The sequence below is a fragment of the Sphingopyxis sp. BSNA05 genome, assembly GCF_013265645.1.
In the GTDB taxonomy this organism is placed as follows: Bacteria; Pseudomonadota; Alphaproteobacteria; order Sphingomonadales; family Sphingomonadaceae; genus Parasphingorhabdus.
The window spans coordinates 1-9,889 of sequence record NZ_PYIA01000007.1 but is presented as its reverse complement, the minus strand read 5'-3'; the positions used below and the strand labels follow the sequence as shown (position 1 = coordinate 9,889).

General features: G+C 54.9%; 8 protein-coding genes. 1 reads left to right on the top strand and 7 read right to left on the bottom strand.

Annotation, left to right across the window (positions count from 1 at the left end; all coding sequences use genetic code 11):
- Positions 1-2,460 (top strand): ATP-binding protein (locus tag C8024_RS00790; RefSeq protein ID WP_173202593.1); only part of this gene is annotated, 2,460 nt, incomplete at its 5' end.
- Positions 2,461-2,467: 7 nt separating this feature from the next.
- Here the strand turns inward: C8024_RS00790 and C8024_RS00785 are convergent.
- The 7 genes from C8024_RS00785 to C8024_RS20655 form a co-directional block, all read right to left on the bottom strand.
- Positions 2,468-3,421 (bottom strand): crotonase/enoyl-CoA hydratase family protein, encoded by a 954-nt coding sequence (locus C8024_RS00785; RefSeq protein ID WP_164089266.1) that lies wholly within the window; start codon positions 3,419-3,421, stop codon positions 2,468-2,470.
- Positions 3,422-3,612: 191 nt separating this feature from the next.
- Complete coding sequence (locus tag C8024_RS00780; protein WP_254305436.1) at positions 3,613-4,707, bottom strand: NAD(P)H-dependent glycerol-3-phosphate dehydrogenase; 1,095 nt, start codon at positions 4,705-4,707, stop codon at positions 3,613-3,615.
- A gap of 61 nt (positions 4,708-4,768) precedes the next feature.
- Positions 4,769-5,707: an alpha/beta fold hydrolase gene (locus C8024_RS00775; RefSeq protein WP_173202592.1), complete on the bottom strand. Its 939-nt coding sequence runs from the start codon at positions 5,705-5,707 to the stop codon at positions 4,769-4,771.
- 1 nt (position 5,708) lies between these two features.
- Positions 5,709-6,572: an alpha/beta hydrolase gene (locus C8024_RS00770; protein WP_254305435.1), complete on the bottom strand. Its 864-nt coding sequence runs from the start codon at positions 6,570-6,572 to the stop codon at positions 5,709-5,711.
- Positions 6,569-8,035, bottom strand: coding sequence for a DUF3336 domain-containing protein (locus tag C8024_RS00765; protein WP_173202591.1), 1,467 nt, complete (start codon positions 8,033-8,035; stop codon positions 6,569-6,571). Before C8024_RS00765 ends, C8024_RS00770 begins: the two co-directional genes overlap by 4 nt.
- A gap of 81 nt (positions 8,036-8,116) precedes the next feature.
- Positions 8,117-8,893 (bottom strand): WS/DGAT domain-containing protein, encoded by a 777-nt coding sequence (locus C8024_RS20660; RefSeq protein WP_254305434.1) that lies wholly within the window; start codon positions 8,891-8,893, stop codon positions 8,117-8,119.
- Positions 8,894-9,005: 112 nt separating this feature from the next.
- Entirely contained in the window at positions 9,006-9,695 is a 690-nt protein-coding gene (locus C8024_RS20655) for a wax ester/triacylglycerol synthase domain-containing protein (protein ID WP_254305433.1), read from the bottom strand.
- Positions 9,696-9,889 lie beyond the last annotated feature (194 nt).

The following is a 9,889-nucleotide window of genomic DNA, read 5'->3' as shown; positions in this document are numbered from 1 at the left end:
GAGATGATCAAGAACCGGATCATCCTGGTCATTCTGGGATGGTCGGTCTGTGTCATGCTGGGTGCCACACCAGGCCTCATCGTCGGTTTCAGCGTCTATTTCATCCTCAGTGTCGCCATTGCCGTCGCCTATCGGATGCACCGAAAACCCTCAAGCTTGAGGCGTTTTCTCGGGCTTTGCACGGACTTTGGCGTCGGAGCCTTCCTGTTTCAGGTCGGAGGAGAAAGCGTCGCGGCGGGATATCCGCTTTTTCTCTGGGTCATTCTCGGCAATGGCTTCCGCTTCGGCATTTTCTGGCTGTTCATAGCGTCCGTGATGGCCGCGATGGCGTTTGGCTGGGCCATCTATACCGTGGACTTCTGGCGGAACAACTCATCCCTTTCGATCGGCCTGCTGATCGGGCTGCTGGTGATCCCGGCCTATTGCTCGACGCTGATCACCAAGATATCCCAGGCGAAAGAAGAGGCCGAAGCTGCCAACAAAGCCAAGAGCCTGTTTCTCGCCAGCATCAGCCATGAATTGCGCACCCCGTTGAATGCCATCATCGGTTATGGCACGCACCTGCTGGAGATGCAGCTGCCGGAAAAACAGCACCAGATGATCGCGACCAGCGTATCCGCCGGACGCCACCTGCTCCACCTGATCAACCAGCTGCTGAATTTCGCCCAGTCGGAATCGCGGGATGAGCTGCCCGATCCGAAAACCTTTTCTCTCGTCGATCTTCTTTCCGAGGTCCGCGACATCATGCAGATCGCCGCCGACGACAAGGGCCTGGAGATCAACCTGCAGGCCGAACCGAGCAGCAACCAGCTGATCTCGGGCCAACTGGATTACGTTCGCAACATCCTTATCAACCTGACCAGTAACGCGGTGAAATTCACCAATTCCGGTTCGGTTACCTTGCGCTGCGGATTTGTATCCACAGCTGGTCAGGACGAAATGTGGGTTTCCGTAACCGACACCGGACCCGGCATTGCGAAAGAAGAGCAGCAGAAAATATTCGACGTCTTCCAGCAGGCAAATGACACGATTGCGAACGAATTCGGCGGTACCGGTCTGGGACTGGCGATCTGCCAAAAGCTTGCCAATCAAATGGGTGGCGATATTTCCCTGGAGAGCGATCCGGGGAAAGGCAGTATTTTCACCCTGTCCTTCCCGGTCGATGTCCTTGAGGCGGAACCCCAAAGCAGTGACGACGACGCCATCCGTATCCTGTCTCTCTCCCAGAAGATCGACGCACCGAGCATCTGCAAGGACAAGAACCAGCCCGTCAGGATTGATCATATCCAGTGCTACGGGCCAGATGATATCGAAGAGATTATCAGTCAGCTCGATCTCGATCTCTACGACATTGCCCTGCTGGACGAGGCCATTGCGAGCAATCAGGACGACCAGTCCCCTCTCTGGTCTGCGTTCCGCGCAGCCCAGCTGCCCCCGGTTTTGCTGGCCGAGGGCAAGGAGAAAACACTCAAGGACATCCAGTTGCGCGCTGCTTTCGCCACTCTGCTTCCGCCAGGATCGGAGTTCAGCGCGATCCGCAGCGCCGTGCAAATTGGCTGTTCCTTTGTCGGGTCCGGCCCGCGGCAACATCCGGAATCCACGCCGAACATCGAGCCAGCCCAGGTCAAACCGGTTCGCGTGCTGGTTGCCGATGACAATCGGACTAACCAGATGGTCCTCGAAACGATCTTGTCCAATGTCGGACACGAGGTCACCGTGGTGGCTGACGGAGAGGAAGCGCTCGAACAGCTCGAACAGGGAAATTTCGAAATTGTTTTCCTGGATGTGAACATGCCAATCATGGGTGGTATCGAATGCTGCCGCCTGTGGCGCCAGATCGAAGGGCCGCGGAAACATGTCCCGATCATCGGCTTGACGGCGGATTCGACCGAGGAAACTGAAAAGAAATGTCTCGATGCCGGCATGGACCTGAGAATTACCAAGCCGATCGAAGCCACCGAACTGATAGAGGTTATCACCTCCCAGACGGGCAGCAGGACCGAAGCACAAGCCGTTGACACATATGCGGACCCGCTCGGCGTGGTCAGCAGTTTCGACAGCAAATTGCGGCGGCCCGAGCCACCGGCCGTTGATCCGACGCAGCTCGATTATCTGCTGTCGATCGGTGACGAAGCCTTTGTCAGATCAATCATCGAAGCCTATCTGGAGGATACCGGCGAGATCCTCGTTGCCTTCCGCAAATCGGTCGAGGATGGATCTGTCGATGATTTCCGTTTTCACGCCCATGCCTTCAAGAGCGGCGCCTCCAATGTCGGCGCAAGCTATCTCGTCGAAACATGCTCGAAACTGGAGGTGATTGCCGAACCGGACTTTCTGGAGAGACGTCAGGAATATCTGTCCAAGATTGAACAGCAGGTCGCTGATATTCGCGCCTATCTTGATACGAAGCTGGCTGCCGGTGCCGAGCATGCGCAGGCCGGACAGGCCGCACAAATCTAGCTGATTGTCAGACCGCCCGTAGCGACCGCAATATGCGCCGATCCTGCGCCGATGCCAGCCGCTCCATCTTGCGAACGTCCGCATCTCCCAGATAGAGTGCGGTTTCCGCCCAAGTATCGGTGATTTCGAGCAATTCTTCCAGACTTACCGGGTTGGCGATTTTCCGGGCCCGATAGACGGCCCTTTCGGCGTGAAAGCGTTTGCGGTTTTCCTTGGTATATTCGACGATTGCGGCTTCGCCCATTCCGTCGTCCGCCAGGATATCCACCACGCCCATGTCATAAAGTTCGGCGCCGGTGTATAATTTCCCTTCGAGAATGAACCGCTCGGTTTCCTTCCGGCTGAGACGCTGACGCAGGAAACTATAGGCCCCCATTCCGGGAAAGAGATTGAAGAGAATTTCCGGCAATCCCAGTCGCGCGCTTTTCTCGGCCACCAATATGTCGAACGCCAGGGCGTGTTCAAAACCGCCGCCCAGAGCATCACCCTGCACGAGGGCCATTGTGATGATCGGTGCGCCAAAGGCGGTGCTATTCTCATATTGCATATGTACACAGGTCCGGGCGTATTTTTTCAACGCGCCGAGGTCGCGACGACGGATGCAATCCGCAAAATGCTTCAGATCACCGCCCAGATTGTAGATGCCGGGCGTATGCGAAGCGGCGACAAAATAGCGTAACGGATCGGCCGCCTTGGTCCCGTTGATCGCGTAGGTGGAATGGATCCAGTCCTGAACCTGCTGAATTTCCTCGCCCAGTTCATAGGTGTAACTGGGGCGCGATTTCTGGTTCATATAGCACCAGAATATTTCGTCGGACCGATCGAATCTCAGGTCGATTTCGCGAAACTGTTTGGAGAAGATATCGGGTTCGGAAATAGGGGGCGTCTGGACCAGCATATCATTCGCCTCGATCGTCAAATTACGATCCAACTCGTTGGCTGCGCGACTGCGAAAGTCCATAATATACTCCATATCCGGCAAGATGTTCGACGATACTCAGCCTAACAAAACTCTTTGCCTAATATGTAAAATTTTATGACATGCCCCATTTCAATGCAAGTGAAACCGAGAAGATTGGGTAACATGCTTAATTGACTCAAAAATTTTCTTATCTTTGAGTCATTTGAGCGATAAAATTCCCATGTAATTGGTTAACATCCGACGAGACAAGGCAAATATCCGCCCCGCCTGCAAGCGATTTTCATCTCGAATTCGCCTGTTTCGGCACCTTTGAAGGCACGAAACTTCAACCCGCGTCGGATTCTGCTCCGGCAGATTGGTTGACCAGTCCACGAAAGGCGCGAACGGCAGACCGGTTGCCTTGGTGACTTCGAAAACATCCTCCGCGATCGGCATTTCGACCCCGTATTTTTCGCCAATGCGATCACCGTCGGCGCGCTTTTCACACCCTCCGCGACCATGTGCATTTCGTCGATGATTTCGTCGATATGACGACCCTTGCCAAGCTCGACGCCGACGTGGCGGTTGCGGCTCAGCGGACTGGTGCAAGTGGCGATCATGTCCCCCATGCCGGTGAGACCAGAGAATGTTTCGGGTTTGCCGCCCATGGCAACGCCTAGCCGCGTGATTTCGGCGAGCCCTCTGGTGATCAGAGCCGAACGCGTATTGTCGCCGGCTCCCAGCCCATCGCCCATACCGACAGCGATGGCTATGATATTCTTGAGCACGCCGCCCAATTCGCAACCCAGCAGGTCGGTATTGGTGTAAACGCGGAACAGCCCGGAGTGGAAAAGCTGCTGCAGCTGTTTGACGATAATCTCATCTTCCATCGAGATCACACTGGCGGCCGCCTGCCCCGCCATGATTTCACGAGCAAGATTGGGACCGGTCAAGACGCCGACCGGATGCCCCGGCAGAACTTCTTCGATCACCTCTGTCATCCGCTTGCTGGTCGCCAGTTCCAGTCCCTTGGTAAGGCTGATGACCGGAACCCAGGGCCTCAAATATTGCTTCGCCTCTTCGAGTACCGTGCGAAAATTGTTGGAGGGTATCCCCATCACCAGGACATCTGCGCCTGACACGGCCTCGCCGATTTCCGATGTTGCGGTCAAAGCAGGTGGCAATTTTATGTCGGGCAAATATTTGCTGTTGCAATGATTATCGTTGATATCGCTGACGGTTTCGGAATCGCGCGCCCAGATTTTTATCGGCGCGTTGCGCGAAACCAGCGACGCAACCGTGGTTCCCCAAGAGCCGCCGCCGAGCAATCCAACTTTCAATTCCATATATACCCTCCGTCGGCGACTCCTCTAGCGGGAGCCCATCCTGTCTAAACTGAAGGGAATTTCAGTATTTTGCAAGAAACTCGAGATGCCGCTTCGCGGTACCCTTCGGGTTTTCGATCATGGGGATATGACCCACTTCCTCAAAGACCACGGATTCGGCATTGGGAATTCCGTTTTCCAGCACATCGACACAGCTGACGTCAATCAACTGGTCGTGACGGCCCCAGATGATGAGTGTCGGTGCCTTTACCTGCCCGAGCTGGTCATTCAGCGGTTTTGCGGTACCATCTTCGACCAGAGTCCAGAAAATCTTGTCGAGCAGTTCGCGATGGACAGCGAAATCCTCGTAGAAAATCTTGCGAAACTTTCCGGGGACTTTCATCGGTTTGTGCGCGACAAAGGCGAGCATCCGTTTCACATCGTCCGGACTGTGGATTTCCAGCGGATTTTTGCCCGACTGGGCCTCTTTTTGCAGCTTGCTTTCATTGGCACCAATGACGCCGGCATTGTTGAACAGCGTCATAGACAGCAATCGCTCGGGATAATCCAAGGCAAAGCGCAGGGAGACGAAACCGCCCATACTGTTGCCGCCGATATGGCATTTTTCTATTCCCATGGCGTCCAGAAAGTCCCGTACACGGGCCGCCTGTGTTGCCATGTCGTAATCATGGGCGATATCGCGAATATTCTCGCCAAATCCCGGAAGGTCCGGTGCTATCAGGCGGTATTTTCCGACGATTTCCGGTGCATATATTGCCCAGTTATCCTTGTCTCCGCCAAAGCCGTGCAGAAGAACCAGAGGCTCACCATCAGCCGGCCCCCCTTCGAGATAGGGCCAGATAAGATTGCCCACTTTGATAGACTTTGCTGTCAGCTTGCCTTTTCTTCGCAAACCGTTGCGCAGGAAGCCGTATAGAGTACGCGGGAACAGCACATAGAGCGCCAGCAGCGACACCATCAAGATGCCGAGTACGGTCAGAAAAATTTCAACTGCTTCCATGTTACGCTCCTCCCGCCGCCAGTTGTTTGTCCAACCAGTCGGTCATGTCGTTCAGAACGCTGTCTTTTTCCGGTTCATTGAAAATTTCGTGAAACAGTTCGGGATAGATTTTCAGCTGTTTCTCGCTCGAGGAAATATGGCGAACCAGAAATTCCGAACCTGCCACCCCGGCCAGACTGTCCTGTCCTCCGTGAAGCAGTAGCATGGGCAAGGAAATTCGTCCGGCATTCTCCTGGACCATGGTCATATTGGCAAGCATCTCTGCTGCAAGCCTTGCCCCCATCTTGCCATTGTAGACAAGAGGATCGGCGAGGTAGTCGGCTACAACCTCCGGATCGCGACTGACGCCGTTCGGGTCGAGCTCAAGCACGCCGAGCTTGGGAAAGAAGCGCGACAGAAAACCGCTGATCGCCTTGAGCGCTGCGGATGGTTCCTCGGCCGCCTGGATCGCCGGGCCGGAAAGTACGCAGGCAGCGAATTTTTCCTGTTCGATGAGTAGATAGGTCGCGCTGATCAGTCCGCCCATACTGTGCCCGACAAGCATGATCGGCAAGTCGGAAAAATCCTGCTTCGCCTGGGCGAGCAGCCGATCAACACCGTCCCTGAAAACCGAAAAATCGGGGACAAAACCGGCTGTGCCATCCGATTTCCCATGCCCCCAGTGATCCAAAGCAAAAACCGCATAGCCTTTGCCCACGCAATGCTCGGCAAAATACTGATAGCGCCCACTATGCTCGGCATAACCGTGCACTAGCAAAATGATCGCCTTGGGATCATTGTCCGGCAACCATTTCTGCCAGAATAGTTTTGCGCCGGCCGCCTTGGAACCCGGTGCAAGCGTCAGCATCCCGTTTTCATGGATCAAGCGATTTTCCTTTTCACTACCAGTTCGTGATCGTGTGCCAGCTCATTTTCATATTCGAACAATATCCGGTCAAGCGTCTGGCTGATTTTGGTCTGGGTCCGGACCATTTCGATTTTCGGCCAGGTCGTCCGCTCTCCAAGCTGGATCAATTCGGCGATATCCTCGACCGGCAAATTGCTCAGCAGCTTGGACGGGCTCCAGAACATGGTCGGGCGGATGATATTGATATCACCGGTATAATCCTGATTGATTACCGAAAGCGCCATATTCGCCATGCTGTTCAAGCGCGGAAAATAGGACAGCGGCTTCTGCATGATTTCCACATTGGCGTTGAGCCATGCCTTCATTGTCGCGGTCGAGGCGTTGCGGATTGACGAAAGCGGATTGCGCGTGTGGCTGACATCTGTCGCGAACGGCGTGACCAGCGGATTGGCCTGGCTGACGATATGGTGATTGACGCCATAAAGCCGGGCCAGTCTTTTGACCGGCAAATCGTGAGTGACCGACCCGTCGACCCATTTCCGGTTGGGCAGATAGGGAATCCGCTCGCCGCGATGGTCTTTTGCCGCCAGCGTCACGGGCGGGTAAATGCCCGGAACCGCACAGGACGCCAGAACCGCCTCGCGAATGAAGACATTAGGCGATGCAATGGCATTGAGCAGACGCGAGGTCTGATGTTTCTCTGCCGGGGCAATCGAGACATTCAGATGACGACCGGTAAGCTCATATGCTTCCTGAAAGGTAAGGTCGGGCAAAAGATCCGACAGACGCTGCCGGATTTCGTCGGCCCGCATCCGGCTTGGGCCTCCCATGAAACCGCCGTCATCTTCATTTTCAGGTCCGACGATCAAATTTTCCGGTTTGAAAAATGGCGGTATATCCTTGTCCGTGTGCGTACTGATCAGCGCACCGACGACCGATCCACCGCTGGATCCCGACATGATATCGGGCAACAGGCCCTCTTCCCAGAGAGCCTTGGCCACGCCAACGTGAAAATAGAGATAGGCTCCGGAGCCGCTCATCAAAAATGCGGACCGTCCGTAGCAATGCTGCGCCCGGCGGAAGAAATCGAGTTTTTCCTCGAACGGAATGTCGGTAACCTTGTCGCTCGCCAGATATTCCAGCGAATTGGCGATCGCGTCGACATAATCCTGGATCAACTGCTTAGTACCGAATTTGGCCTTCTGATGGAGCCGGGCGTGCCCCATGCCATCCATATTGCCGTGAATGCCCTCGTTCAAAGCATATAGTAGGCCTGCATTGTCCTGCTCTTTCCAGAGCTTGGAAAGGCGCTTCAGTCGGCGGCGGATGGAAGCGTGATCAAAATGCTTACTTTCATCTGACGCCTTCCATATGTCGACTCCGGTGGACTTGTCGTGCGCTTTCGCGGCCTTCGACCATTCGGAATAGCTTTTGGCCTGGGCCATCGCCTTTTCCATCTTCAAAGTCGTGTTCAGGATCATATTCGGTTCACTCTTTCACCAAAATTACGCATGGTATCGCGCATCGCCCGTTGATCGTGCGACATATAAACAATCCGCTCCCTAATTCACTTTCGGTTTGCCGCGACCGGCCGGTTTTGCCGCAACCGTCCGCGGCTTTTTTGTCACCCGTCGGTACATTACCGAACCATCGGCAGAAACGGGCGGTTTTTCGGGTACCTTGCTGGCCTTCTTGGGTTGTTTGACAACCTCGCTCGGCTTCGCATCGCGCAGTTCATTGAAAGCCTTTTGCAGGCATTCCCTGAAAAACTCAACATCAGGCATTATCTTTCGGTCCGAGATGATACTGAAAGAGATCGTTCCGTTGTAGCTCGGAGTGGCAATGAACAGGCCCATCCCATGCGCCAGCGGTGCCAGACCATATTGATGGGTTAGCTTGGCACCGTTCATATAGAGCTGGATCTGCGGGCCGGGAACGTTGGAAACCATGAGGTTGCTCATTTTCGGAGCGAAGCGTTCGTCGGTCAATATCCGCGAAACACCGGCCATAGTCACGCCGGGAATATGTTTCGACAGATCGGTCATGATCCGCGCACTCAGGCCGGACTTTGCCGCCTTGGTTTCGCGGGTGGTATCGCGGATTGCCGCCAGCCGCTCGAGCGGATCCGCGATATTCGACCAGATCTTGATCGTCATCGCCGAAATATTGTTACCGGGATTGGATTCATCGCCGGACCGGCTGCGCGCATTGACCGGAGCGACCGCAACCAAGGATTCTTCGGGCAGTTCCTTATGCTTGGTTAGATAATGGCGCAAAGCCCCGCTGCAGATCGCCAGCACCACATCATTGATCGTCGACTCAGGTGCTTTGAGGCGCATTTTTTCAGTTCGTCGAGATCGAAGGTGATCGCATCGAACATTTTATGCGGCGTAACAGCAGCGTTGAAGCGGGTTTTGGGAACGCCGGACTCCGTCTTGTCGGCGCTGCCCGTCAGATTTTTTGCGCCGATGAAAGCAGGGCCGGCGCAAATTTCATCAGCGCCTGGGTCAGTTTAACCGGAGACGTGACGGTACTGTTGATCGCGCGGTTCAGGATTTCGGCGGTTGTCGGCAGGGCATTGGCCTGGGTTTTGCCCTTGGGCAAGGGTATCGCTGGGGTCCCGTGGGGGTCCTTGTCGGAGATGGCCGCAAAGAAATGGGCGCCGGACACACCATCGATGGTCGAATGATGGATCCGCGTCAAAATAGCATAGCTGCCCTTGGCATAGCCGGGAATATTATCCAGACCTTCCAGCACATACATGTCCCAGAGCGGCCGGTTCATATCCAGCGGCTTGCTGTGATGGCGCGCGACGTGGATACAGAATTGCCGCCAGTCGCCTGGTTCCGGCAAACGACTGTGCGAAATATGCGCTTCGAGATCGAAATGCTCGTCCTCCACCCAGTAGGGATGATCGATATCCAGCGGCAGACGATATAATTTCCGTTTGAACATCGGTGAGATGTCCATCCTTTTGCGCATATGTTCGATTATGTCCTTGAACCTTACCTTACCGCCGGGAGCGGTGGACGGATCATAGATATAAACCGCCATGACATGGGTGAGATTGGTGGCGGACTGGATGTAGAGAAATTGTGCATCCTGTGCACTCAGCTGGTTTATATTGCTCTGCTCGGTCATCAATCGTGTCCTTTCGACAGCGCGATCATTCAAATATCTTGTCGGCCAGAACAAGCAGTTCGAGCCGGGATTTTTCCATCCGCCGGGACAGGGCCCTGAATTTTCGCAGCAGTGCCTTGCGTTCGGCGATCGTTTCCGGAGTGGTTTCGCCGGTCAGCCCCAGTCCTGCAGCCATTCTGAAACCGTTTTCGAAC